This window comes from Arthrobacter mangrovi (genome assembly GCF_026011795.1).
Taxonomy (GTDB): Bacteria; Actinomycetota; Actinomycetes; order Actinomycetales; family Micrococcaceae; genus Crystallibacter; species Crystallibacter mangrovi.
On sequence record NZ_BRVS01000004.1, the window covers coordinates 189,739 to 213,336 of the forward strand.

22 protein-coding genes are annotated in these 23,598 nt (G+C 68.2%); 7 read left to right on the forward strand and 15 right to left on the reverse strand.

The genetic code is table 11. The annotated features are described in order from the left end of the window. Positions 1–30: 30 nt before the first annotated feature. Positions 31–891, forward strand: coding sequence for a fumarylacetoacetate hydrolase family protein (locus tag AHIS1636_RS04965; protein ID WP_264794704.1), 861 nt, complete (start codon positions 31–33; stop codon positions 889–891). Between the two features lie 68 nt (positions 892–959). On the opposite strand, the gene AHIS1636_RS04970 is transcribed toward AHIS1636_RS04965, so the two are convergent. The 5 genes from AHIS1636_RS04970 to AHIS1636_RS04990 all read right to left on the reverse strand — a co-directional run bounded on the left by AHIS1636_RS04970 (position 960) and on the right by AHIS1636_RS04990 (position 10,056). Then, on the reverse strand, positions 960–3,824 hold the full coding sequence (locus AHIS1636_RS04970) for an FAD-binding and (Fe-S)-binding domain-containing protein (RefSeq protein WP_264794705.1): 2,865 nt from the start codon (positions 3,822–3,824) through the stop codon (positions 960–962). A 69-nt stretch (positions 3,825–3,893) separates the two neighbouring features. Next, a complete protein-coding gene (locus AHIS1636_RS04975; protein ID WP_264794706.1) occupies positions 3,894–5,174 on the reverse strand; it encodes a M20 family metallo-hydrolase in 1,281 nt (426 codons plus the stop codon). Next, positions 5,171–6,844 (reverse strand): amidohydrolase, encoded by a 1,674-nt coding sequence (locus tag AHIS1636_RS04980; protein WP_264794707.1) that lies wholly within the window; start codon positions 6,842–6,844, stop codon positions 5,171–5,173. Before AHIS1636_RS04980 ends, AHIS1636_RS04975 begins: the two co-directional genes overlap by 4 nt. Next, on the reverse strand, positions 6,841–8,556 hold the full coding sequence (locus tag AHIS1636_RS04985; protein WP_264794708.1) for a thiamine pyrophosphate-dependent enzyme: 1,716 nt from the start codon (positions 8,554–8,556) through the stop codon (positions 6,841–6,843). The genes AHIS1636_RS04980 and AHIS1636_RS04985 overlap by 4 nt, the downstream gene beginning before the upstream one ends. Before the next feature lie 177 nt (positions 8,557–8,733). After that, entirely contained in the window at positions 8,734–10,056 is a 1,323-nt protein-coding gene (locus AHIS1636_RS04990) for an MFS transporter (protein ID WP_264794709.1), read from the reverse strand. A 168-nt stretch (positions 10,057–10,224) separates the two neighbouring features. On the opposite strand from AHIS1636_RS04990, the gene AHIS1636_RS04995 reads away from it, so the two are divergent. Continuing rightward, a complete protein-coding gene (locus tag AHIS1636_RS04995; protein ID WP_264794710.1) occupies positions 10,225–11,397 on the forward strand; it encodes a PucR family transcriptional regulator in 1,173 nt (390 codons plus the stop codon). 32 nt (positions 11,398–11,429) lie between these two features. Here the strand turns inward: AHIS1636_RS04995 and AHIS1636_RS05000 are convergent, their stop codons facing one another. Further along, positions 11,430–12,023 (reverse strand): GNAT family N-acetyltransferase, encoded by a 594-nt coding sequence (locus AHIS1636_RS05000; RefSeq protein ID WP_264794711.1) that lies wholly within the window; start codon positions 12,021–12,023, stop codon positions 11,430–11,432. A gap of 43 nt (positions 12,024–12,066) precedes the next feature. Beyond that, positions 12,067–12,690, reverse strand: coding sequence for a LysE/ArgO family amino acid transporter (locus tag AHIS1636_RS05005; RefSeq protein WP_264794913.1), 624 nt, complete (start codon positions 12,688–12,690; stop codon positions 12,067–12,069). Positions 12,691–12,847: 157 nt separating this feature from the next. Here AHIS1636_RS05005 and AHIS1636_RS05010 point away from each other — a divergent pair, with 157 nt between their 5' ends. Both AHIS1636_RS05010 and AHIS1636_RS05015 read left to right on the forward strand, forming a co-directional pair. Beyond that, entirely contained in the window at positions 12,848–13,039 is a 192-nt protein-coding gene (locus AHIS1636_RS05010; RefSeq protein WP_264794712.1) for a DUF2795 domain-containing protein, read from the forward strand. Between the two features lie 123 nt (positions 13,040–13,162). Beyond that, positions 13,163–13,624 (forward strand): DUF3817 domain-containing protein, encoded by a 462-nt coding sequence (locus AHIS1636_RS05015; protein ID WP_264794713.1) that lies wholly within the window; start codon positions 13,163–13,165, stop codon positions 13,622–13,624. A 3-nt stretch (positions 13,625–13,627) separates the two neighbouring features. On the opposite strand, the gene AHIS1636_RS05020 is transcribed toward AHIS1636_RS05015, so the two are convergent. The 3 genes from AHIS1636_RS05020 to AHIS1636_RS05030 form a co-directional block, all read right to left on the reverse strand. Further along, positions 13,628–14,017 carry a hypothetical protein gene (locus AHIS1636_RS05020; protein ID WP_264794714.1) on the reverse strand — a complete coding sequence of 130 codons (390 nt, stop codon included), beginning with the start codon at positions 14,015–14,017 and terminating at the stop codon, positions 13,628–13,630. Position 14,018: 1 nt separating this feature from the next. Next, positions 14,019–14,426, reverse strand: coding sequence for a GNAT family N-acetyltransferase (locus AHIS1636_RS05025; protein ID WP_264794715.1), 408 nt, complete (start codon positions 14,424–14,426; stop codon positions 14,019–14,021). A gap of 184 nt (positions 14,427–14,610) precedes the next feature. Next, entirely contained in the window at positions 14,611–15,249 is a 639-nt protein-coding gene (locus AHIS1636_RS05030; RefSeq protein WP_264794716.1) for a TetR/AcrR family transcriptional regulator C-terminal domain-containing protein, read from the reverse strand. A gap of 239 nt (positions 15,250–15,488) precedes the next feature. On the opposite strand from AHIS1636_RS05030, the gene AHIS1636_RS05035 reads away from it, so the two are divergent. Then, the gene (locus AHIS1636_RS05035) at positions 15,489–15,698 is read left to right on the forward strand and encodes a hypothetical protein (protein ID WP_264794717.1); all 210 of its coding nucleotides are present in this window, start codon (positions 15,489–15,491) and stop codon (positions 15,696–15,698) included. Positions 15,699–15,810: 112 nt separating this feature from the next. Here AHIS1636_RS05035 and AHIS1636_RS05040 read toward each other — a convergent pair whose 3' ends face one another. From AHIS1636_RS05040 to AHIS1636_RS05060, 5 genes are all read right to left on the reverse strand, one after another. Continuing rightward, positions 15,811–16,005 (reverse strand): hypothetical protein, encoded by a 195-nt coding sequence (locus AHIS1636_RS05040; protein WP_264794718.1) that lies wholly within the window; start codon positions 16,003–16,005, stop codon positions 15,811–15,813. Positions 16,006–16,767: 762 nt separating this feature from the next. Beyond that, the gene (locus AHIS1636_RS05045) at positions 16,768–17,655 is read right to left on the reverse strand and encodes a LysR family transcriptional regulator (protein WP_264794719.1); all 888 of its coding nucleotides are present in this window, start codon (positions 17,653–17,655) and stop codon (positions 16,768–16,770) included. 70 nt (positions 17,656–17,725) lie between these two features. Beyond that, positions 17,726–18,709 carry a lactate/malate family dehydrogenase gene (locus AHIS1636_RS05050; RefSeq protein WP_264794720.1) on the reverse strand — a complete coding sequence of 328 codons (984 nt, stop codon included), beginning with the start codon at positions 18,707–18,709 and terminating at the stop codon, positions 17,726–17,728. Positions 18,710–18,797: 88 nt separating this feature from the next. Beyond that, a complete protein-coding gene (locus AHIS1636_RS05055) occupies positions 18,798–18,962 on the reverse strand; it encodes a hypothetical protein (protein WP_264794721.1) in 165 nt (54 codons plus the stop codon). Between the two features lie 104 nt (positions 18,963–19,066). Further along, complete coding sequence (locus tag AHIS1636_RS05060; protein WP_264794722.1) at positions 19,067–20,389, reverse strand: MFS transporter; 1,323 nt, start codon at positions 20,387–20,389, stop codon at positions 19,067–19,069. A gap of 488 nt (positions 20,390–20,877) precedes the next feature. On the opposite strand from AHIS1636_RS05060, the gene AHIS1636_RS05065 reads away from it, so the two are divergent. Together AHIS1636_RS05065 and AHIS1636_RS05070 are read left to right on the forward strand one after the other, a co-directional pair. Beyond that, positions 20,878–21,750: a LysR family transcriptional regulator gene (locus AHIS1636_RS05065; RefSeq protein WP_264794723.1), complete on the forward strand. Its 873-nt coding sequence runs from the start codon at positions 20,878–20,880 to the stop codon at positions 21,748–21,750. Between the two features lie 213 nt (positions 21,751–21,963). Continuing rightward, positions 21,964–23,472, forward strand: coding sequence for an aldehyde dehydrogenase family protein (locus AHIS1636_RS05070; protein WP_264794724.1), 1,509 nt, complete (start codon positions 21,964–21,966; stop codon positions 23,470–23,472). Positions 23,473–23,598: the final 126 nt, after the last annotated feature.

Genomic DNA, 23,598 nt, shown 5'->3' on the forward strand with positions numbered 1-23,598 from the left:
CCGCCCTGGACGCCTCCATGAAAGGGAACCATGAACCACACCCTGCACCTGTGCTCGGTCCGCGCTGACGCGGAGGAGCTTGCCGCCGTCGTCCACCCCCGGCGCGGCCTGGCCCTGGTCCGCGACCTGCTGCCGGACTTCACCGGCGACATCCGGCAGGTCCTCGCCGACGACCTGCTGGAACGGCTGGAAAAAGCCGCGGAAGCGGCCGGCGACGGCGTGTTCCGCGATCCGGACAGCGCCACCTACGGTGCGCCCTACCGGCATCCGCGCATGCTGTGGGGCATCGGCCTGAACTACGTGGAGCACGCGTCCGACCTGTCCGAGGGCGTGCCGGAAGAGCCGGCGTCCTTCATCAAGGGCGACCACACGGTGATCGGCCCGGACGAGGACATCCCCATCCCGGTGCAGAGCGAGCGCACGACCACGGAGGCGGAGGTCGCCGTCGTCATCGGGCGGTACTGCCGCAACGTGGAGGTGGAGGACGCGCTCGACTACGTCGCCGGCGTCGTCCCCGTGCTGGACCAGACCGCGGAAGACATCCTGCAGCGCAACCCGCGGTTCCTCACCCGCTCGAAGAACTTCCCCGGGTTCTTCTCCTTCGGTCCGCGGATCGTGCCGCTGGCCGAGGCGGTCGGCACGGGGACGCTGGCGGACATGGAGGTGTCCACCGTGGTCAACGGCGAAGTGCGGCGCACCAACACGGTCTCGCACATGCGCTACAGCCCCGAGTACCTCGTCAGCTTCCACAGCAAGGTGATGCCGCTGTACCCGGGGGACATCATTTCCACCGGCACGCCCGGGGCCATCCACGTGCGGCCGGGCGACACGGCGGAGGCGCGCGTGTCCGGCGTGGGCACGCTCTGCAATCCGGTCAGCGCGGGCGGCTGAGCGGATCGGCGGCATCGCCCGCCCCGGGCCGGGTCAACCGCTCCGCGGGGTAGCCCTGCCGGCTCCCGTCACCGGCGGCGGGAGCCGGCGGCCCGGTCCAGCAGCTGCGCGAGGTGGATGCCCCGGCGGTCGGTGAGGTCCTCCAGCTGGGTGCGGCAGGAGTAGCCGTCGGCCAGGACCACGGCGTCCGGCTCCGCGGCGTGCACGGCAGGCAGGAGCTGCTGCCCGGCGACGGCGACCGAGACCTCGTAGTGGCCGCGCTCCACGCCGAAGTTTCCGGCGAGGCCGCAGCAGCCGCCCAGCTTCCGCAGGGTGGTGCCGGCCCCTTCCAGCAGGGCTGCATCCGGGCTCCAGCCCATGACCGCGTGGTGGTGGCAGTGCGGCTGGGCAACCACCGTGGTGCCGGACAACGACGGCGGCGCGTAGCCGGGCGTCTTCGCCAGCAGTTCCGCGAGGGTGTGGGTGGCGGCGGCCACCGGGGCGGCGCCGGGCCCGACCAGCTCGACGGCGTCGGCCCGCAGCACCCCCGTGCAGGACGGCTCAAGCCCGACGATCGGGATCCCGTCCGCCGCGTAGCCGGCCAGCGTCTCGACGGAGGACCGGAGGATCTTCCGTGCGGCATCCAGCTGGCCGGTGGAAATCCAGGTCAGCCCGCAGCACACCGGCCGGTCCGGAACGCGGACGCGGTAGCCGGCCGCCTCCAGTACGCGCACGGCCGCCTGCCCCGTCTCCGGCGAGAAGTAGTTGGTGAAGGTATCGGCCCACAGCAGCACCTGCGGCCGGTCCTCCGCGGCGCCGGCTTCCGATGCGGGGCGTGATGCGAACCAGTCTTGGAACGTCTGCGCTGCAAAGGCCGGGATTTTCCGCCGCCGGTCCACGCCGGCCAGCCGCAGGGCCAGCTGCCGGACCCCGGGCAGGCGCGTCAGGAAATTCACCGGCCGGGGAGCAACGGAGGCCAGCCTCGCCCAGCGGGGCAGCCAGCCGAGCGAATAGTGGGAGGCCGGACGCAGCCGTCCCTTGTAGCTCTGGTGCAGCACCTCGGTCTTGTAGGCGGCCATGTCGATGCCGGTGGGGCAGTCCGACGCGCACCCCTTGCAGGAGAGGCACAGGTCGAGCGCCTCGTGGACCTCCGGCGCCCGCCAATTCGGCGGCCCGTCCTTCGCTCCCCCGGTGACGCTGCCGTTGATCATCTCCTGCAGGGCGCGGGCCCGGCCGCGGGTCGAGTCTTTCTCCTCGCGCGTGGCGGCGTAGGACGGGCACATCACCGTCCGGTTGTCCGGATTGGCCACGCGGCACTGCCCCACCCCGGTGCAGCGGTGCACCGCCTGGCTGAAGTCGCCGCCGTCGTGCCGGTAGCCGAATGCCAGCCCGGACCGCAGCGGCCCCGCCTCGGCCACCCGGACGTTGGCGTCCAGCGGCTCGGGGTCGACCAAGACGCCGGGATTCAGGACGTTGTCCGGGTCCATGATGCCCTTGACCTTCCCGAACAGCGCGAGCGCCGCGGGCGAATAGATGTACGGCAGCAGCTCGCTGCGCGCGCGGCCGTCGCCGTGCTCGCCGGAGAGCGAACCGCCGTAGGCGGCCACCAGCTTCGCCGCGTCGGTGAGGAAGGACCGGAAAGCCGCCGTTCCGCCGTCGTACTGGAACGGGAAGTCCAGGCGCACGTGCACGCAGCCGTCGCCGAAGTGCCCGAACGGGAACCCGGTGAGGTTGTGGGCCAGCAGCAGCTCATCGAAGTCGCGGAGGTAGTCGCCCAGCCGCTCCGGCGGCACGGCGGCGTCCTCCCAGCCGGCGTGGGCGGGAGCCCCGGCTGGCGAGCGTCCGGCCAGCCCGCCGCCGTCCTCGCGGATCCGCCACAGCGCGGCGGCCTGCAGCGGGTCGGTGACGATGCGGGACCAGCGGACGGCGCCGATGCGGCTGACGCGGGCCGCACGGTCGGCGACCTCGAGGGCGTCCTCGCCGGAGACCTCGACGAACAGCCAGGCCGCGCCGCCGGGCAGTTCGGGCACGGCCTGCGGGCCCTTCCGGGTCCGGACCACCTCGACGATCCGCGAGTCCAGGCCCTCGCAGGCGGTCGGGGTGAAGGGCAGCACCGCGGGGACCGCATCGCCGGCGTCGCCGATGGTGTCGAATCCGAGCACCACCATGGTCTTGTGCGGCGCATCGGTGACCAGCCGGATCCCCGCCTCCAGCACGACGGCCAGCGTCCCTTCGCTGCCGACCAGCGCGCGCCGGAGGTCGAAGCCGCGCTCGGGCAGCAGGTGCTCCAGCGAGTAGCCGGAGACCTGCCGCCCGAACCGGCCCAGTTCGGTGCGGATGGTGCCGAGCTCTGCGTCGACCAGCGAGCGCAGGGCGTCCGTTTCCGGCGACGGCGGCGTGCCCTCCGCGCCGAGGCACAGCCGGGTGCCGGCGCCGGTGACGACCTCGAGATGGGTGACGTTGTCCGCCGTCCGGCCGTAGGCGAGGGCCCGGGAGCCGCAGGCATTGTTGCCGATCATGCCGCCGACGGTGCAGCGGGTATGGGTGGACGGGTCCGGCCCGAACCGCAGGCCCTGGGCGAGGGCGGCCTTCTGCAGCGTCGCATGGACGGCCCCCGGCTCCACGACGGCGGTGCGGGCTTCCGCGTCGAGTTCCAGCACCCTGTTGAGGTGGCGGCTGAAGTCGATCACGACGCCGCGGCCGATGGCGTTCCCGGCCAGCGACGTCCCGGCGCCGCGGGAGGTCAGCGGAATCCCCCGCTCCCGGCAGACCTCGAGTGTCGTGAGCACCTCGTCGATGTGCCGGGGAAAGACGACGGCGGTCGGCTGGACCCGGTAGAGCGAGGCGTCGCTCGAGTAGACGGCGCGGGTCGTGGCATCCGCCCTCGCATCCGCGACGCCCCTGGACCGCAGTTCGGCGACGAGGGAGCGGGGAGCGGTCAGCATAGGTGGCATGTGTCACATGTTACTGATGGGGCGCCGCTACCCGGTCCGCTCCGGCCCGTTCCACTCCGCGCCGCGCCGCTACGGCCGGACGAATCCACCGTCGGCCACGCGGCCGAGCAGCTCGGTGAGCAGGTCCAGGCCGGCGAGCATGTCCTCGTCGCTGGTGAGTTCCTTCTCGTTGTGGCTGATGCCCTCGACGCTGGGCACGAAGAGCATGATCGTGGGGACCTTGTCCTTCATGTTCGTCGAGTCGTGGCCGGCGAGGGTGCGGACGGTGCCGTGCGGCAGGCCGAGGGCCTCGGCGCATTCGGCCGCGAGCTTCATGCCGGCCTCGTCGTAGGCTTTGGAGGCCCAGACGTGTTCAGCGCCGCGCTCGATCCTCACGCTGGCGCGCTTCTCGATGGCCTGGATCCGGCGGTGCAGCTCGGCGTCCGCCGCGGCCAGGACGCCGGCATCGGTGCTGCGCAGGTCCACCAGCAGGTTCACCCGGCTGGCCACGACCACGGGCGAGTTCGGGAACACGTTGAGCTCGCCGCAGGAGGTGATGACGGCGTGCTCCTCGGTGGAGAATTCGTCGGCAATGTCGCGGGCGGCGACCACCAGCAGCGAGGCGCCGAGCAGGGCGTCATGGCGGTCGGCGATGACGGTGGCTCCGGTGTGCGCCTGCTCGCCGTGCACCACGAACTCGTACTTGTTGGCGCCCCAGGTGGATTCGACCAGGCCGATGGTCAGCCCGGCGTCCTCGAGCGAGCGGCCCTGTTCGATGTGGATCTCGAGGTAGGCGGCGACGTCCAGCGAGAAGTCGCCGACGGTCCCGATGGCCTCCAGCGCCTCGCGCACGGTGGTCCCGTGCGGGTCCGTGGTGGCCAGCACCTGCTCCGCCGGAAGCTTGCCGGTGAAGACCGAGCTGCCCATCATGGACGGCTTGAAGCGGCAGCCCTCCTCGTTGAACCAATTGACGACGGCGATGTTGAATGTTGCGGTTTCGTCGCCTTGGGTGAAGCGTTCCTTGAGCCGGATGGCGGCGTGGGCTCCCGCGAGCACGCCGTAGGCCCCGTCGAACCGGCCGCCGAGCGGCTGCGAGTCCAGGTGCGAACCGACGGCGATGTACGGGGCGCCGGGAGTGAGCTCGAGCAGCGCGAACTGGTTGCCGACCTGGTCGTAGCGGACGTCGAAGCCGTGGCCTTCGACGAGGCCGCGGAACCAGTTGCGGGTCTGCCCGTCGGCGATGGTGCCCGCCTGCCGGTCCACGCCGCCGCCGGCGGTGGCACCGAAGGTGCTCATCGAGCGGAAGTCGGCGAGGAAGGCCTGGCGGGGGTCGACCTCGGTGCGGGCGGCTGATGCGGCGATGGTGGTCATGAGTCTGCTCCGATCAGTGCGGATTCAGTGATGAGGTTGTGCGTGAAGTCCCCGCCGACGATGGTGGCCAGCACCTCGAGCGCCCCGATGTCCGGCGCATCCAGCGGGGAACCGGACAGCACGGCGAAGTCGGCCAGCTTGCCGGCACGCAGGGTGCCCTTGTCGGCGTCCGTCCCGGTGGCGATCGCGGCCCATTCCGTGTAGCTGCGCAGCGCCTCCTCCGGGGTGAGGCCCTCAGCGGCGCCGCCGAGCAGGCGGCCTTTCTCGGTGCGCCGGTCCACGCTGGACTGCAGGGCGCGGCGGACGTTGTTGTCCGCCACCGGCAGGTCGGAGGAGCCGGCCGGCAGCACTCCGGCGTCCACCAGCGAGCGGCCGCGGTAGAGCCAGCCTTCCCGCTCCGGTCCCACGAGTGCCGCCATCTGGTCGCCGAGCGGCGAAATGAAGGAGGCCTGCGGGGTCACCGCGATGCCTGCCTTCGCGACGGCGGCGACCTGCTCCGGGCGGGCGATGCCGAAGTGCTCGATCCGGTTGGGCAGCGCGTTGCGGCCGTAGCGGTCCTGGCATGAGGTGATGATTTCGATGGCCAGGTCGATTGCGGCGTCCCCGATGGCATGCAGGGCGACCGGCCAGCCGGCCCGGTAGGCCGCGTCGATGCGTTCGCGGTAGGCCTCGGGAGTGTCGAGCAGGTAGCCCGTATTGTGCTGGTGACCGCAGAAATCCTCGGTGACCGCGGCGGTGGCGCCGAGCAGCGAGCCGTCCATGAAAACCTTGATCGGTCCGAGTGAAAGGTGTTCGTCGCCGAAGCCGGCAACGGCACCCAGGTCCAGCCCCCGGCCGGAGCCGGTGCCGTGCATGTCGCGGGCGTTGGCTTCCAGCGGCCGGAGCGCGTCCAGGGCCGGCATCAGCTGGGCCCGCGCATGCAGCTTCCCGGCACGTCGGGCGGCTTGGTAGGCCTGCACTTCCACGGGGCTGTGCCCGATCCAGCCGCCGCCGATTCCGGCCTCGGTGAAGCTGGTGATGCCCTCCGCGGCGTACCGGGCGGTCGCGGCGTCCAGCGCCTCCACGATCCGCTCCACCGGATACGGCAGCAGCAGGTTCTGGATCAGGGCCTGGGCGGATTCCTCCACGATGCCCGTGGGGTAGCCGTCCGCACCGCGGAGCACGGCGCCGCCCGTGGGGTTGTCGAAGCCGGGCTCGAAGACCCCGGCCAGCCGCAGCGTCGCGGTGTTGGTGATGGACAGGTGGCCGGAGGTGTGCCGCAGGTAGAGCGGCCGGTCCCCGGTGATCGCGTCCAGCCGCCGGATGTCCGGGAAGGCACCGCCGTGGTGCTTCTGGTTGAACCCGGTGCCCTGCACCCAGCGGCCCGGCTCCCCGGCCAGCCGCTCCGCCTCCGCCTCCAGCAGCGCGTAGAGCTCGTCCAGGCCGCGGGCCTGGCTGAGGTCCACGGCGTCCAGCCCGAGTCCCCACCAGGTGGTGTGGCAGTGCGCGTCGATGAAGCCGGGCACCACGGCCGCCCCGCCCAGGCTGATGTCGCGGGCGGCGGTGCAGCCGGCGAGCTCCTCGTCGAAGCCGACGATCCGCCCATGCAGCACACCGACGCTGTGCGCGCGGGGCCGCTCATGCTCGAGCGTGATGATGTCCGCGTCGCGGAGGATCAGGTCCAGCTTCATTTGCCCGCCCCTTCGGCAGCAGCGGCGGCCAGTTCGGCCGGCTCCCCGCCGTCGTCGTTAATATCCCCGTGCAGCGCCGCGTTGGCTTGGCTGGGCGGCATCGTGGCGGGGTCCATGAGCAGGTGCAGCAGGGCCGGCTTGCCGCTGGCCAGCGCCCGTTCCAGGGCAGGCGCGAAGTCCGCGGTGGATTCCACCCGCTCCCCGTGCCCGCCGAAGGTCTGCATCCACGCGGCGAAGTCCGGGTTGGCCATCGAGGTTCCGGACGGGCGGCCCGGATAATGCTTCTGCTGGTGCGCGACGATGGTCCCGTAGATGCCGTTGTCCACCACGATCACCAGCGGCGCGGCACCGTAGCCGACGGCGGTGGCCAGCTCCTGCGCGTTCATCAGGAAGTCGCCGTCGCCGCACACCGCGACCACCTGCCGCTCCGGATGGACCAGCGCGGCGGCCACGGCTGCCGGAACGGCCAGGCCCATGGCGCCGTTGCGCGGGCCGACCAGCGTGCCCGGACCGGCGTGGCTCAGGTAGCGGTGGCCCCAGATGGTCGCGTTGCCGGCGCCGTAGGTGGCGATCCGGTCGGCGGGCAGCTCCCGTTCGAGCAGGCCGAAGGCCTCGCCCAGGTCCACGCCGCGCGCGGAGTCGCCGGGGCCGTAGTCCGGGCGGGCGGTGGCGTAGCGCCGCTGGTCGGCCGCGAGCGCGTCCATCCAGTCCCGGCCCCGGGCGCCGCGGGCCGCGGAGGCGGCCGGCAGGGCGGCGGCAAAGGCCGCAGGCCCCGCCGGGATGTGCTGGTCGATGCGGCCGGCATGGGTCGCGGCGTCGGGATCGGGAAGAACGACGACGGTAGGCGCCTCGAGCCCGCGGGTGTACCCGTCGCTGAGCACGTCGGAGCGGCCGCAGCCGATGAAGACGAGCAGGTCCGCCTCGTCGAGCCGGGCCGCGAGGGTGTCCGCGCGGCCGTAGCCCAGCCATCCGGCCCAGGCCGGGCTGGAGTGCGGGACCGCGTCGTAGGCCCGCCAGTCGGCGGCCACCGGGATGTTGGCATCCTCGGCCCAGCCGGCGAGCCGCTGCGCGGCGTCCGGGGTCCAGCCGTCGCCGCCGGCCACCAGCAACGGGCGCTTCGCGCCGGCCAGCCGGCCCGCCAGTTCGTCGAGCGAGGCCGGAGCGGGCACCGCCGCGGGAAGCGCCCGAGGCGGCACGGCCCGGGCCTCCGTGCGGCGGACAAGGACGTCCTCGGGCAGCCCCACGACCACCGGACCGGGCCGGCCGGACGAGGCCAGCCGCATGGCCTCCGCGACCATCTCCGCGGCACGGTGCTCGTCGTCGAGCACCATCACCCGCTTGGCCGTGGTAGAAAACCAGCCGGAGAGGCTGAATTCCTGGAACGAGTCCCGCTCCCGATCGGCCACCGGAATGAGCCCCACGAAGAGGACCAGCGGCGTGGCGTCCTGCCAGGCCGTGTGGACGGCGATCATCGCGTTGGCCGCTCCGGGCCCCCGGGTCACCATGGCGATGCCCGGCGTGCCGGTGAGCCGCGCCTCCGCCAGGGCCATGAAGCCGGCCCCTCCCTCGTGGCGGCAGACCACCGTTTCGATGGGCGAGTCGTAGAGCCCGTCGAGCACGTCGAGGAAGCTCTCCCCGGGGACGGCGTAGGCGCGGCGGACCCCGTGCTGCTCAAGCTGGCTGACAATCAGGTGGCCGGCGGTGCTGGACATGAAGCGTTGGTTCCTTTGTTCGTGCTGATGATGCTGGCCTGGGCTGGCGGGAAGGCCCGCCAATCGCTCAGGGGCTGGTATCTGCAAACGATTGGCCCGTAATGGCTGGAATGGAGGTCCTAACGAGCCACTTCGGGCCAATCGTTTGAAAGGGCCGCGGCCGGGCCTGGCCGGCGGCTAGTGCTTGAACCCGGGCAGGTTCACGCTCATCCGCGGCGCGATCACGCCGGCCACGGCGGTGAACAGGCTCAGGAAGACCAGCATCGCGGCGGCGGGCCACCAGTGGTTGCCGGCCGAGGCAACGAAGCCCGTGGCCAGCAGCGGCACGAAACCGCTGAGCATGCCCGCCACGTTCTGCGCGAAGCCGACGCCGCTGTAGCGGGTCCGGGCCGGGAACAGGCCGGTCAGCACGGTGCCGGAGGCCGCGTACGGGAAGGACAGCGTGGCCACCGCCAGGACCATGCCGGTGATGACGAGCAAGTCGTTGCCGCTCTCGACCAGCAGGAAGGACGGCACCGCGGCGACGGCGGACAGGATGCCGCCGTATATGATCACCTTGCTGGCGCCGAAGCGCTCGGCCAGCCGGCCGCCCGCGATCAGGACGGGGATTTCGACGACGGCGGCGATCATGCCGCCCGCGAGCATCAGCGAGGACTCGTAGCCCAGGATCTTCACGCCGTAGTAGACCACGAACGCGGTGACCAGGTAGAAGCCTCCGACGCCGAGCAGCGCCGCGGCCATGCCCACGATGATGTGCTTCCAGCTCTCGCGCAGCACGGTGCGGATCGGGGCTTTCTCGGTCTCGCCGGCCTCCATCAGCTCCGCGAAGACCGGGGACTCGTCGAGCCGGGAACGGATGTAGAGGGCCAGCAGCAGCATCGGGAACGCAGCCAGGAACGGAATGCGCCAGCCGAAGGAGTCGAAGCTCTCCTGCGAGAAGAGGAGCGTCATCACGAAGAAGCCGCCGGAGGAGAGGATGGTACCGATCGGAGAGCCGATCTGCGGCAGCGCGGCGTAGCGTGCGCGGCGCTCGAGCGGCGCGTTCTCCACCACGATGGTCATGGCGCCTGACCACTCGCCGCCCACGAACAGCCCCTGCGCAATGCGCAGCAGCACCAGCAGGATGGGAGCGGCGACGCCGATCGCCGCGTAGGTGGGCAGCAGGCCGATCAGGCCGGTGATGATGCCGATGCCGACGATGGTGACCATCAGGGTCTTGCGCCGGCCGATCCGGTCGCCCATTGCGCCGAAGATCATGCCGCCGATCGGGCGGGCCACGAGTCCGACGCCGAAGGTCGCAAAGGAGGCCATCGCGGCCGCCGTCGCGTTCTCGTTCGTGAAGTACTGGACGTTGAAGACCAGGGCGGCGGCCGCACTGAAGAGGAAGAAGTCGTACCACTCCATCGCGGTGCCGACGAGGGCGCCGATGGCTACCTTGGTCGCCTCCTTGTCCGAGATCTTCCTGGTAGCCCCGGCTTCGAGGTTCAGGGATTGCGTCATGGTGCCTCCGCACTCTAGTAGGCCGGCGCTACACGGACGCCGAGGCCTCGCCTTCGAATGCACACCAGCATGCCAGAGTGCAGCAGGTCACACGCGCACGAATCGAGGCGGGTTTGGAGGAGTAGGATGTGCAAAAGCACAAGTTCGGAGGGTCCTGACGCGGTGGAAATGCCTTCGAAACAGGGAATTAACGACGGCGGTGCGGCCGCCCGCTGGAACGAGCTGCTCGACCTGCTCTCCGTCGATGCCCTCACGGACGCGTTCCTCGAGCGCGTGCTGCAGCTGGAGGACTACCGCGACGGCGCGCTTCCGGCCAGCGAGATCCGCCGGACCGGTGCCGCCTCCTTCGAAGCGTTGATCGAAAGCCTGCGGCCCGGCGCCGACAGCAGCCGCCTGGTCAGCGAACGCCAGAACATCGCGCTGGACGTCGGCGTCTCCCGCGCCCGGGCCGGCGTCCCCGTGGAGTCGCTGATGACCGCGATCCGGCTGGACTTCACCGTCCTGTGGAGCCATCTCATGGCCCTGGCCGGGCCGGACGACGCGCCGCTGCTCGTGCGCCGGGCCGAGACGGTGTGGCAGGTCGTGGACACCTACGCCGCGCAGACCCAGGTGACGTACCTGGCGGAGCGGCAGCGCATGGCCCATGAAGAATCGTCGGTCCGGCAGGGCTATGTGGCGGCCCTCTTCGGCCCCGCGGCGCCGGCGCCTGACCTGCTCGAACGCATCGCGGCGGAGCTTGGCCTGGAGCGGGACGGCCCCTTCGGCGTCGCGGTTGCCACGGTCGAAAACGCCGCCGCCCTGCGGATCGTCATCGCGCAGGCCGCCCGCCGGGGCGGCGAAATCTTCACCCACCCGCTGGCCGATGCGCTCGTCGCGTTCTGGGTGCTGGACGAGCGCCACGGGTCTGCGCTCCACGAGGCAGCAGAGCGCATCGGCCGGCTCCGCTGCGGCCTGATCGACCGGGTGGACGGCCTCGCGGACCTCTGGAACAGCGCGCGGCTCGCACGGGACCTCGCCCAGCTCGCGCAGCCCGAAGACGGCGGCGCGCTCACGCTCGGCGGCGCCTGGTCGCGGCTGGCCCGGCTCCGGCTCGCCGCCGCCAACCTCCCGATAGCCCCGGACGTGGAGGGCGCCCTGGCCGGCTGCGGACCGGTGGAACGCGAGCGGCTCATGGAAGCCGTGCGCGCCTACCTCGCCACCGGCAGCGTCACCGATTCCGCCGCCCGTCTCTTCTGCCACCGCAACACGCTGATGAACCGGCTGCGCCGTTTCGCAGACCTGACCGGCGTCGACCCCACCGTCCCCGCGCAGGCCGCCCGGCTGGTCGTCGCCTGGCTCTGATCGCGACCCGCAGGCCGGCGGGGCTCTGCTGGCTACCCCGGCGCGCCGAACTCCTTCCGCACCAGCACCCGGCGCGTACCTCGGCGCTCGATCGGCACGAAGCCTGCGGCCAGGAAGGTGCCGAGCGTGCCGTAGTAGAGGTCTTGCGGCGGTGTCCGCTCCCCCGCCGTGTCCACCGGATACCCCTCGGCGGCAGCCGCCCCGTTCCGCTGCGCATACTGCACCGCGGCCTCCAGCAGTGACAGCCCCAGACCGCGTCCGCGCCCGCGGCGGTCCACGTAGAAGCACGCGACGGTCCACAGCCCGGCGGCGTCCTCGCCCGGAGCCAGCCGGGCGACGCTGGAGCGCTGTAGCCGTACATGGCAGTGGCGTGGCGCCACCGAAACCCAACCCAGCGGCTCACCGTCCACCTTGGCCACCAGGCCGAAAGGTTCGCCCGCCGCCACCAGCCCGCGCACCAGGTCCTTGCGTGCGGCGCCGCCGGCAGCCGCATAGTCGCGTGAATTCATACGGAACCAGGAACACCAGCAGCCGCCCTGCACCCCGCCGGGACCGAACAGCTGCTCGAAAACCGGCCACGCCGCCGTCGTTATTTCCACGATCTCCACCGCCGGATCCTGGCTCATGCCACCAGCATGCCAGCCCGTACCGCGGCTGCGAAGGGCCGGGCTAGGCGCCAAGCGCCATCCGCAGGCCCAGCCCGAACATCACCAGCGCGATCAGCCCGTCCAGGATCCGCCACGACATCGGCCTCGCGAAGAACGGGCGCAGCAGCCGGGCGCCGAAGCCCAACGCGCTGAACCAGAGGACGCTGCCCAACATCGCACCGCCGCCGAACCACCAGCGGGCGCCGCCGGCCTGGCTGTTGGCGACCGAGCCGAGCAGCAGTACGGTGTCGAGGTAGACATGCGGGTTCAGCCAGGTCAGCGCCAGCACCGTGGCCACCGCAGCCTTCCGGCTGAGCGGCCCCTGCTGCGCCGACGCGGTGAGCGCCCCGGGCCGGATCGCCCGTTTCGCGGCCAGGATTCCGTACGCGAGCAGGAACGCCGCGCCGGCAAAGCGGATAATAACGACGACGGCGGGGGCCGCCCCGATCAGCGTGCCGATCCCCACGATGCCCGCCGCGATCAGCACCGCGTCGGACAGGGCGCAGATCAGCACCGTCGCCGCTACGTGCTCCCCGCGGATGCCCTGCCGCAGCACGAAGGCGTTCTGCGCGCCAATGGCGACAATGAGGGCCAGGCCGGTGCCGAGGCCGAGGAGCGCCGCCTGGATCAGGTCCGCTGGAATCACCACAAGAGGCTACTACGGCCGCTGGCCGCGGCTGTGCCTGCCCCTCCGGCCACCCGGGGGGCTCCGGCGCGGAGTTGGCCTAAGGCATTCCCAAGGACCCGAGGGGCCAGTAGGTTGGGTGATTGAACCCCGTTCCGCCCTTCAGGAAGGACCTCCCGTGGCCAATCCCAGCCCGATCGACATCCAGAAGGCCCTCGGCGGCGTCGACTACCCCGCCTCCGCCGCCGACCTGGTCAAGAAAGCCGAAGACTCCGGCGCGGACAGCAGCGTCCTCAAGGCCCTGCGCGGCCTGCCCGACCGGCAGTACGAGACGCCCGCCGAGGTCAATAAGGCCATCGGCGGCAGCTGACCGTCCCGGCGTTCCCCGGAGGCGCCGGTCCTGCCGCGGGAGCGAGCCGGCGCCGGTGGAAATGCGCCGGCGGTCCGCGGCGGCTACCTTGGTAGGGATCCCTTTCCCCAACCGAGGACTTCCATGCCGCCCCGCACTTTGTTCCGGTCAGTCGCCTTTGCCGAAGCAGCCACCTGGACGCTGCTGCTCATCGCCCTGTTCCTGAAGTACGTCCTGCACACCGGAGAGGCCGTCATGAGCATCGCCGGAGGACTGCACGGCTTCGTGTTCCTCTGCTACGTGGCCAGCACGTGCTTCACCTGGGTGAACCAGAAATGGACCACCGGGACGGGCCTGCTCACCGTGGCCTCCGCCGTCGTTCCCTATGCCACCATTCCCGTGGAAAGGTCATTGGACCGCCGCGGCCTGCTCCACGGCGGCTGGCGTTTGGCCTCGGGCGGTGCGGAACCGCGCGGACCGCTGGAAAAGCTCCAGGCGTGGGTCCTGCGGCGGCCGGCCACCGCCGTCGTCGTTACGCTGGTGGCCGTTGCCGCCGTCTTCAGTTTCCTGCTGTTCCTCGGTCCGCCGGATACCTGGTTCGCCTAGCCGCTAGGCCGCCAGGGCAACGTCGGATCCCGATGCCACGGACGCGCCGGCCAGCCTGCCGGCCTCCCCGGCCCTCTGCGCGCACCGGGCGGGCTTGGCCGCCTCGGCCGGAAGGACAGCGCTCAGGTTGCAGGGAACCGGATCCTCACCGGCACATGCCGGCAGCGTCTGCGCGTCGGCGCACTCCTGCAGCTCCCGGGCGGCCTCGGCTGTTGCGGAGGCCGCCGCAAGATCCAGGACGATTCCGAGACCCGGCATGAGCGCGTTCACCCGCCGGGCGACGGCATGCAGTGCCTGCACGTTCCGGGAATCCACGCTTCCCTTGACTTCGATCCTGGCGCTGTCGCAGTCCACGTCCATGCTCACCAGGACCTTGAGTTTGTCGCCCTCCATGCTAAGCGGCTTCCGCCTTGCCGACGGACACCAGCACGGGTTTGCGCGCCGCACGGTTCGCTTCCGCCTTCCGCCAGGCGGCCTCGTCCTTGAGGATCTCCTCGAACGACTCGCGGAAACGCTCCCGCTCCCCGGCCGGAACCAGCTGGAGGTAGACGGGGTGGTTGAAGACCCGCTTGCGGACCTGGTGGCAGAACGGCAACACGGACAGCCGGCGGCTGTGCGCATCCGCCAGGGCGGTGCGGATCAGCCGGTCGTCCAGGTCGGTGTCGCGGAATTCCTGGTCCACAGCGGTGTGAAGAAGCCACATCTGGTCGCCCTCAATGCGGTAGTGCAGGGATCCTGCGACCGCTCCATCAACGTAGGCGTCGTACTGCGAAGCACCGAAGTTGTTTCGAATGACCTGCATGCTCTCTCCTCTGTTTCTCCCCTTCAGCCTCGGCCGTAGCTGGAGGCCGGCATTTCGGGCTGAAGGGTCCAGCGGCGCCTCCCCTGAAGGATCGGCACCGCCATCGGATCTTGCTTACAGGGTAAGCAAAGCATGCTTACTTTATTTGCGCAAAACGTTCCATCGAAACTGGTCGAATTTTGAGTCAGCTGCGCAGCGTTTCGAGGCGTTCCAACAGTTGTTCCAGCGCTTCCTCGAACTCCTGCTCGGCCCGGTCCTCGGAGAGCAGGGACTGGAACTCCCGCAGCAGCGGGTAGCCTGACAGGTCGGCCGGGCGCGGGGGCCGCAACTCGGCCTCCTCGGCCGGCCCGACGTCCGCGCCCATGGCGGAAACCTCGAGCAGCAAATGCCCGAGCAGGAAACTGCTGAAGGCCCGGTAGGCATCCACGGCGGCCCGCTCGCTGAAGCCCGAGCCGGTCAGTGCGGCCAGGAAGGACTCCACCCAGCGCAGGCTGCGCAGCGGCGGCCGGACCCAGGGAGCCTCGGTCGGCCTGGTGGCAACCAGCGGGAACACCTGCGGCCGCGTCTGGGCCAGGCGCCGCGAACCGTGCGCCAGCCGCAGCAGGTAGTCCTGCCAGCCATGGACCGGCTCTACGGTGACTTCAGGGTCGCTGTAAAGTTCGTCCACTACGGATTCCACAATGCCGTCCAGCAGGTCCTCCCGCGAATGCACGTAGCGGTAGAGCGACATCGCCTCCACACCCAGTTCTTTGCCGAGCCGGCGCATGGTGAGCTGCCGGACTCCGAAGCGCTCCACATATTCAACGCCGGCCTCAAGGATCATCCCGCGCTCCAAGCGGGCGCGTTCGGCACCGGGTTCCTGGCTTCCGTCGTGGCCTGCTGGCGCTGGACCGGACACTGTCAGCCCCTTCCTGCGGCTCAATCCAGCCTACGCTCAGGCGGGCGCCCCTGTCCCGGCATCCGGAACATCGGGGGAACGAAGGCGCCGTGTTTTCGTTATGCCGAGGGAGAACCGGCCTCCAATCGTTCGACCGGGCAGAGCTTACGCCGTAAGCTCATGGTATGGATGAAGAGTTGAAACAGGTTTGGGTCGCCTCGGCGGCGGTCGAATCCCTGCAGGGAGAAATTGACCAAGCCGAAAGCCAGCTCGACACCGCCATCGACGAAGCGGTGAAGGCCGGAGCTGATCCGGACGCAATCAGCAACGCGGCAAACCTCACCGCCACCGAGTTGAGCGACCGCGTCCCCGTGCTCCCGGCAGAACCGGCCTAGCCAGGCTCCCCGGCGAAGGGAACGGCAGCAACAACTTACGCACAACAGAAGCACCGCCGCAGCCGGACGCTGCAGCGGTGCTGTTCCTTTTTCCCGTAAGGCTCGAGACGGCTTAAGCCAAAGAGCCTGGGGCCGCGTCGCCCGGCAGGCTGACCGTGAACACGTTGGGGCCGCTGCGCGTGACCCTCACCCGATCCCGCGGGGCGTTGGCCTTGGTAGACACGTGCGCGATGGCGGCCTCCAGCGTGTGGTCCATCGTGGAGTGGTCCCAGATCTTGAGCGTCATCGAGTGCGATTCAAAGTTCATGCACCGCTGCTTTCTTCGTCGTTTTCCCGCCACCTCGTCGCTGAGGAAGCGGGTCCACTGTATCCGGCCACCCACGGTGGGCCCATTGAATGTGACCGAAAGTGACCGCACGCACAGCCCTCGACCCGCCGCGCTGTGGCTGGCTGGGCGTCCGGAGCCCCTGACGCACTTGCAGGATCTCAACGCACTTGTCACTTGTCATGCGTCAATGACCGCCGTTCTCCTCTAGATGCACAGACCTGCCTCCGAGGCTGGGTGTACTGTCATCCGACCTTGGCTCCGCGCTCCATTGCCGATAGGGCACAGGAGATTCACCAAAGGCTGATGGGGCTCTCTACCGCAGGGAATGAAGACAGCGCCGCTGCACGCTTCACCCGGGAGCTGGTCTTGTCCCGGGCCACCCTGCACCGGGACCATACCGAGGCTGACGCACGTTCCAGGCAGAACGGCCGATGATCACAGTCCCGCATCTGCGGCTAGAGCGCCAGGAGGTCTTGTTCGCTTGCCTGTACGCGCGGCGCCGATCGGACATAGTCACGGTTATCGGTGCTTTGGCGACTTGGGACAAAACGACTCCTTCGGCTTGCTTGAATGATTCTTCGACGGCTCCCGATTGCGTCCGCAGCCGGCTAAGAGAGAGCCGCCTCTGAACGTCCCCGCGCAGGTGCTTCCGTTCCCGTTACGCATCGTAGCGCCCTCGAGGGCCATCAGTCCCTGGGACGGGTGCGGTCCGCCGCCGGCGCCCGCAACAGACGGGGGCACCTACTTCAGCGCATCGGCGATCGTCTCTCGGAACCATGTCCGGGCGGACGATACGGGTGGTGCCCCGTTCCAGTAGAGAGAAACGTTGAACGTCGGGATGGCGAAGGGAAGCTCGCGAAAAGTCACGGGCTGCTGGGCGGCGAACAGTTCGGCGACGCGCAAAGGGACGATTGCCGCACAATCGTTGCTGGCCACGATCTGTGGGAGCACGGAGAAGTGGTGGAGGCGGAGCACCACCCGCCGCTCGACACCCATGGATTCAAGCATGCGGTCGGCCTGGGAATGGCCGGAGGACTGATGGATGGCAACATGACGAAGGGCAGCGAATTCGTCGAGTGCCAGCGGTTCGTCTGATCCCGCGAACGTTTCGGGCAGGACGCACACGTACCGTTCCTCATAGAGGATCTTGTGGTGTTCAGCCCCTTCGATGGGCACGCTGGCGACCGCGGCATCTATTTCTCCCCGCATCAGCCATTGGGACACCGAGTCGATCTGCATCGGGACGATTTCCAACGTCGCATGGGGGGCCTCATTCCCGAAGACCCGGAGAAGCGGCGGCAGAAAGGCCAGTTCCCCCAGGTCAGTGAGGCACAAGCGAAACTCCTGCCGCGTTGAGGCGGGGTCAAAGGCTCGTCCCGCTTCCACTGTCGCGTCGATCGCGGCGACGGCCGGCCTGATCGTTTCGAAAAGTTCCGTCGCCCGCCGGGTCGGCACCATTCCCTCTGCGGTGCGTGCGAAAAGCGGGTCTGCAAGCTGCTTGCGCAGCCTGCCCAGCGCGTAACTGACCGATGGCTGGGTAATCGACAGTTCCAGCGCGGCGCGGGTCAGACTTCCGGTCTCATAAATGGCAGTGAAGGCCCGGAGAAGATTCAGATCCATTCCTGTCATGATCCAAGAATAGAGTCTGCCGATCTGACCCGCGCCTGTTATAGACGTCGAGGACTCGGTTATGGCTCTGCTATTTGGGCGTAGCCTGCAAGGCTTCCACTGCTTCGGCGGCGGCGGTACCCACTGACCTCGCCGCCTGGGCGAGGCCCGTAATCTCTTGTTCCGAGAGCGTGGGGAGCACGGGAACCAGCCGCCCGTCCCGAAACACGGTGGGCACGGAAACGAAGGTGTCGGGAAGTTCGGGGAGCGCGCCGGTCCAGATCGTCGCCGGATGCACGCCCCCGGAAGCCATGGACTTGATGATCTGGGCGACTCCGAGGGGCGTGGTCCATCCGCTGCTACGGCCGGGCTTGAGGGCGGACCACCGGGAGAACCACCCTGTTATGTCGGCCGTGATTCGGTCCCGCTGGTCGGAACTCAGGACCAGGGGGACGCTGTTAACGGCAAGCGTGCTGTACAAGGGCACCTGCCCGTCGCCATGTTCACCGAGCACGAGGCCGGAAACGTGTTCCGGACGTGCCCCGATTTCCCGGCCGACGGCGGCACGGAAACGGATGGAGTCGTTGAGGCTGTAGCCGACGATGCGGTCGGGAGCGATGCAGGACATCCGGTGCAGCGCGTCCGACAGGACGTCCACCGGGTTGGAGAGGAGCATGACCACTCCGTGGTCCCCGGCCAGGCGTTCGATGTCGGGCAGAAGGATCCTAAGCAGGCGGAGGTTGGCGAGGAGGAAGTCCCGACGGTCACCGTCCGGTGTTTCCGGCGCTGAAGCGGCGACGATGACCAGGTCGACGGGGAGGCCGGGCGGAGGCGGGCCGACGACCAGTTGGGTATGGGTTGAACCCGCGAGGATCTGTGCTTCGGCGATGTCGATGGCGTGCGCCTGCAGGATGTTGTCCCGTAGGTCGGTCAGGTACACGGTGTCGGCCAGCCCTTCAACGGCTAGTCGTTCAACGACACCGGAACCGATCAGCCCGGCCGCGCCGATAACGGCCACGGTGGAGGGCCATGCGCTGCGGCTACCGCCACTGCTGGTTAGGTCGTTCTTGGTCATGGTGGTGCTGTCCTGTCACTCTGGGTAGTCGTTCTTGAACATGCCTCTGTCCGGGCCGACACTGCAGATCCGGACAGAGGCGGCAGCCCTAAGACCAGACGGCGTACCGGCGCGGCCCAGGCTGAAGACTGATGTAACGAAAGGCCGCCGAAATCGGGCCAAGGAACGGCAACTCGCTCGAGCCGAGGTTTCCGAAAATGGTCGGCAGACCATTCTTCATCGTCAGCTCGTAGCCAACTTCTTTGGCAGGCATGATCGTTTCGTTCCTTTCACTTGCAGTCGACGATACGGACGCAAGCGATATTGATCCACAGGCTTTCTGTGCAATTTGTATAATCTGCCTCTTTGTGCGGTGCATTAGCTTCGCAGGTCCCGCCCCTGCGGCTCCTTGACGGTGGAGACGGCCACCAGGGAGACCACGGATAGAGCTGAGATGTAGATACCGATGGCCATCCCGCCCCCGGTCTCGGCCAAAATAAGCTCGGCGATCATGGGCGCAAAGGCACCGCCGAGGATCGCCCCGATGGCGTAACCGATCGACACGCCGGAGTAGCGGATGTTGGCCGGGAACATCTCCGCATACAGGGCCGCCTGGGGGCCGTAGGAGAGACCGAGCCCGATGGTGAGGACCAGGACCGAGACGGTGAACCAGAGGATGTCCCCGGTATCTATCAGCATGAACATAGGCACTGCCCACAGCAGAAGCGCGACGTAACCAATCTGGAAGGTCCGTATCCGGCCCAGCTTGTCCGAGATGATGCCCCCGAACATCGTGAAGACCAGCCAGGAGAACGCCGCCAGCGTGCTCGCGAGCAGAACGGGGCCGCGCTCCATACCGAGGTGCTTCGTTGCATATGCCGAGAAGAAGGCGATGAGCAGGTAGCCGGCAGCGTTGTTGGCGAGGAAGATAAGGGCAGTCTGCAGTACCTGCTTCGAGTTGGAGCGGAAGAGTTGGCGCAGAGGCGCGCTTGACTCAGCTTTGCGCTGCTGCATTTCCTTAAAGACCGGGCTCTCGTCCACCGAGCGCCGGATGAGGAAACCCACCAGAATGAGGACGACGGAGAAGAGGAACGGCAGCCGCCAGCCCCAGGCCAGAAAGTCCTCATTGCTCAACAGCGTCGTCGTGAGAAACATGACGAACGTCGCCAGGATCATCCCGCAGGGCACACCGATCTGCGGGTAAGCACCAAAGAACCCGCGCTTGCTTAGGGGTGCATGTTCCACGGACATCAAAGCCGCGCCACCCCACTCGCCACCTGCCGAGAAACCCTGGACGATGCGCAACACAACGAGCAGGATCGGCGCCCAGACACCCCAAGCCGCATAGGTCGGCAAGAGGCCGATCAGCGCGGTGGCGGCACCCATAAGGACAAGTGTGAATACGAGCATCATCTTGCGCCCCACTCTGTCGCCCAAGTGACCGGCCACGACCGCACCCAAGGGGCGGAACAGAAAGCTGATACCCAGCGACGCCCACGAGACAATCTGTGCCAGCGCCGGATTCTCGGTGGTCATCGGCGCAAAATACAAGCTAGCGAGAACGAGCCCGGCAGCTTGGGCATAAATGAAGAAGTCGTACCACTCAATCGTCGTGCCCACGAGTGTCCCCGCCAGGACTTTGCGCTGTTCCTTTTGGCTGGAGACCGCAACCCGTTGCGACGCCATTTCTCTGTTCGACATGGGAACTCCTAGGTACTTCGAAGGGAAGGTATCGATCAGGTGCTTTTCGTCTCGCACCATAACCAGAGGCTGCAGACCATCATTCGACGCACAGGGTGCAGAAGTAGGCTTCGAGCAACCCCGGGACGGTCCCCGGGCGTGTAATGGAAGCAGCTTGCCTCCGGCACCTGCACCGTGCCGCTCGTCACAAAGCGGCCCTACTCACTGTAGGGAAAAGCAAGTCATTGAGCCAATCGATAAATTGCATTGATTTCATTGGATCTATCTATTGCCCGCCCTGTCTTCGTTTCTCCATGCCATTCCGGACGGAGCCCTCCAGCGTGCGGGCGAAAGCTCCCGGGGAAGGACCCGTGGCATGATCGATCTCATGAGGGCCACGAGCGCGCCGATTCGCCGCATCGGCGCAATAGGCTCCGCGCGTGACCCAATGGCCCCTTGTTTCGGTGATCCCTCGGCACCCCTTAGAGACCAGATGTAGGAGGCCATCCGTGGTGGATTTGAACCTGATCCGGGTATTTTCTGCTGTCATCGAGGAAGGCTCGGTGACAGCGGCCGCGGAGCGATTGAAGATGTCCCAGCCGTCCGTCACCCAAGGTTTGAACAGATTGCGCCGGGCAACGGGAAGTGATCTATTCCGGCGCCAAGGGCGTGGAATTGCCCCCACCCGCGCGGCCTTGCAGCTGTATGAAGAGGTCGGCAGGCTTCCCATGATTGCCGATGCGGCTATTGATCGGCTCTCGCGGTTTGACCCGCCGACCGCCCGGACTACCTTTCGCGTCGCGCTAACTGATCTCGGGCAGACTGTATTCCTCCCGGCGCTGGTGTCGGGCCTCGCGGCGGCTGCTCCGCACTGCAGTCTGGATGTCGTTAATCTCGACACCGAGACGGCAGGCGACGGCCTTGTTGCGGGGGACCTGGACCTCGCCGTCTCGTCTACGCTCCTCGAGGGAGCGCTGCGCACTTCGATCATTCGCTGGGATCGGTACTGCTGTGTGTCGAAGCGCGATCGGTTCGGAGGCGGAACTCCCACCTTGGAAGAAATGACGTTGCTGCCTCGGGTGGTGGTCCGGGGAACGACAGGACATGCGCTCATGCACTCCCTCCTGCCGCCCCCTGTGGAAGGTTCGGTTCACGTGTCAGGGTTCGGGGCAATTCCGGGGATCCTGGCTGCATCAGAGCTGATCGCCTTCGTCCCGGAGGTGGTGACCGCGGATTGGGTCGCTCGATGGGGCTTCGCGGTCAGTCCCTTGCCGCGTGAGGAGTTCGCGGCCCCCGTTCGCGCCCACGCGGCTCTCGACACCTCATCCTCGGCAACGGCTTGGTTCGTTGAGTGGGCGATCGAGACAATGCGGTCCCTATAGCGACGCCTAGCTCAGCGTCCGCCCGCCTCTCCATCTTTGGAGGGTTTAGGGCATCAGTCTTTCGGAGGGTAGTCATGGGACCAACTCATAAGCTGGACCTATGGAACCTGCCTTCATTCTTTATTAGACCCCGGTGATCAGTCTCACCTAACCTCTATATGTCTTCTCAGAACTGCGGTTCGGAGACCACTTCGATTACCGAAAGAGGCTTTCATGACTGCTACGGCCACCACCTCCCCCGACGTCCGCACTGCCGCCGTCTCCGTTATTGACGGACTTCAGGCCGGAAGCTTCATTGGCGGCGTCTGGAGGGACGGCTCCTCGAAGCGTCCTATCACTGTCACCGCTGCGTTGGACGGGACCGTGCTGCGCCGCTTCTCTGGAGCGTCTGCCCAAGATGTGGACCAGGCGTACGAAACCGCCGCAGCTGCCCAAAAGGAATGGGCCAACGTTCCCCCTACCGAGCGCGCCGCCATCATCAGCCGGGCCGCTGACATCCTGGAGCGCCGTCGACCCAAGCTCACCGCGCTGCTGCGCATCGAATCTGGATCCTCGGCTCTTAAGGCCAATATCGAGGTCAGCGCCGCCGTGGGTATCACGCGTGAGTCCGCAACGTTCCCGAACCGGTCCCACGGGACCCTGCATCCGTCCGCTTTCCCGGGCAAGGAAAACCGCGTTTACCGCGAGGCCCTCGGCGTCATCGGCGTGATCTCCCCCTGGAACTTTCCCTTGCACCTGTCCATTCGTTCCGTTGCTCCGGCCCTTGCCCTGGGCAATGCGGTCGTCCTGAAGCCGGCCTCGGACACCCCGGTCTCCGGCGGACTGGTCATCGCCGAGATCTTCGAGGAAGCCGGCCTCCCCCAGGGCCTGCTGTCCGTCGTGGCCGGCGCCGGGTCGGAGATCGGAGATCACTTCGTCCAGCATCCGATCCCTTCGATGATTTCCTTCACCGGATCGACCCCGGTGGGACAACGCGTGGCATCCCTGGCCGCCCAGGGCCACCTGAAGAAGGTCGCTCTGGAACTGGGCGGGAACGCTCCACTGGTGGTCCTGGACGACGCCGACCTTGAGGGGGCCGTCAACGGCGCCCTGATGGCCAAGTTCCTCCACCAGGGCCAGATCTGCATGGCCGCGAACCGCATCATCGTGGACGCGTCCGTCTACGACGAGTTCGTTGACCGCTTCGCCGCCCGGGCACGAGAGCTCGTGGCCGGGGACACCACCGACGACAGCGTCATTATCGGACCGGTCGTCAACGACGAACAGGTTGCCACGGTGGCCGGGCTGATTGAGGCCGCCCGCCAGCAGGGCGCCCGTGAGGTCGTCGGGGGCCAGCTCGACGGGCGTCTGGTGGGCCCGCATGTCTTCGCCGACGTGACCGAGGACATGGACATCGCTAGGGACGAAATTTTCGGTCCCGCCGTCGGGATCATCAAGGCCCATGGCGAAGAAGAAGCTCTGCGGATCGCCAACAACACCGAATTCGGGTTGTCCTCCGCCGTCTTTACCCGGGACGTTGAGCGCGGTGTCCGGTTTGCCCGCGGCGTGAAGGCAGGCATGACCCACGTCAACGACTCCACGGTTAACGACGAACCGCATGTCATGTTCGGCGGCGAGAAGAACTCCGGCCTGGGCCGGTTCAACGGCGAGCAGGCGATCGAGGATTTCACGACCCTGCACTGGGTGGGCGTGCGCTCTGCCATGGGGCCCGTCCCGTTCTGATCCCCCGACGGATTCGGATCGGCGATCGCTGCCCCTGTCGGCAACGTGTGCGGCATGGTCCGGATCGGCAGCAAGCCGCCGCCAGCACCACGCCCGCGGCTACCTACGCAGCGAATATTTGAAAGA

Excerpts from the sequence above, each read along its gene's own strand:
- AHIS1636_RS04965 (WP_264794704.1), top strand. The coding sequence starts at position 31 with ATGAACCACACCCTGCACCTGTGCTCGGTCCGCGCTGACGCGGAGGAG.
- AHIS1636_RS04970 (WP_264794705.1), bottom strand. The coding sequence starts at position 3,824 with ATGCCACCTATGCTGACCGCTCCCCGCTCCCTCGTCGCCGAACTGCGG.
- AHIS1636_RS04975 (WP_264794706.1), bottom strand. The coding sequence starts at position 5,174 with ATGACCACCATCGCCGCATCAGCCGCCCGCACCGAGGTCGACCCCCGC.
- AHIS1636_RS04980 (WP_264794707.1), bottom strand. The coding sequence starts at position 6,844 with ATGAAGCTGGACCTGATCCTCCGCGACGCGGACATCATCACGCTCGAG.
- AHIS1636_RS04985 (WP_264794708.1), bottom strand. The coding sequence starts at position 8,556 with ATGTCCAGCACCGCCGGCCACCTGATTGTCAGCCAGCTTGAGCAGCAC.
- AHIS1636_RS04990 (WP_264794709.1), bottom strand. The coding sequence starts at position 10,056 with ATGACGCAATCCCTGAACCTCGAAGCCGGGGCTACCAGGAAGATCTCG.
- AHIS1636_RS04995 (WP_264794710.1), top strand. The coding sequence starts at position 10,225 with ATGCCTTCGAAACAGGGAATTAACGACGGCGGTGCGGCCGCCCGCTGG.
- AHIS1636_RS05000 (WP_264794711.1), bottom strand. The coding sequence starts at position 12,023 with ATGAGCCAGGATCCGGCGGTGGAGATCGTGGAAATAACGACGGCGGCG.
- AHIS1636_RS05015 (WP_264794713.1), top strand. The coding sequence starts at position 13,163 with ATGCCGCCCCGCACTTTGTTCCGGTCAGTCGCCTTTGCCGAAGCAGCC.
- AHIS1636_RS05020 (WP_264794714.1), bottom strand. The coding sequence starts at position 14,017 with ATGGAGGGCGACAAACTCAAGGTCCTGGTGAGCATGGACGTGGACTGC.
- AHIS1636_RS05025 (WP_264794715.1), bottom strand. The coding sequence starts at position 14,426 with ATGCAGGTCATTCGAAACAACTTCGGTGCTTCGCAGTACGACGCCTAC.
- AHIS1636_RS05030 (WP_264794716.1), bottom strand. The coding sequence starts at position 15,249 with ATGATCCTTGAGGCCGGCGTTGAATATGTGGAGCGCTTCGGAGTCCGG.
- AHIS1636_RS05035 (WP_264794717.1), top strand. The coding sequence starts at position 15,489 with ATGGATGAAGAGTTGAAACAGGTTTGGGTCGCCTCGGCGGCGGTCGAA.
- AHIS1636_RS05040 (WP_264794718.1), bottom strand. The coding sequence starts at position 16,005 with ATGAACTTTGAATCGCACTCGATGACGCTCAAGATCTGGGACCACTCC.
- AHIS1636_RS05045 (WP_264794719.1), bottom strand. The coding sequence starts at position 17,655 with ATGACAGGAATGGATCTGAATCTTCTCCGGGCCTTCACTGCCATTTAT.
- AHIS1636_RS05050 (WP_264794720.1), bottom strand. The coding sequence starts at position 18,709 with ATGACCAAGAACGACCTAACCAGCAGTGGCGGTAGCCGCAGCGCATGG.
- AHIS1636_RS05055 (WP_264794721.1), bottom strand. The coding sequence starts at position 18,962 with ATGCCTGCCAAAGAAGTTGGCTACGAGCTGACGATGAAGAATGGTCTG.
- AHIS1636_RS05060 (WP_264794722.1), bottom strand. The coding sequence starts at position 20,389 with ATGTCGAACAGAGAAATGGCGTCGCAACGGGTTGCGGTCTCCAGCCAA.
- AHIS1636_RS05070 (WP_264794724.1), top strand. The coding sequence starts at position 21,964 with ATGACTGCTACGGCCACCACCTCCCCCGACGTCCGCACTGCCGCCGTC.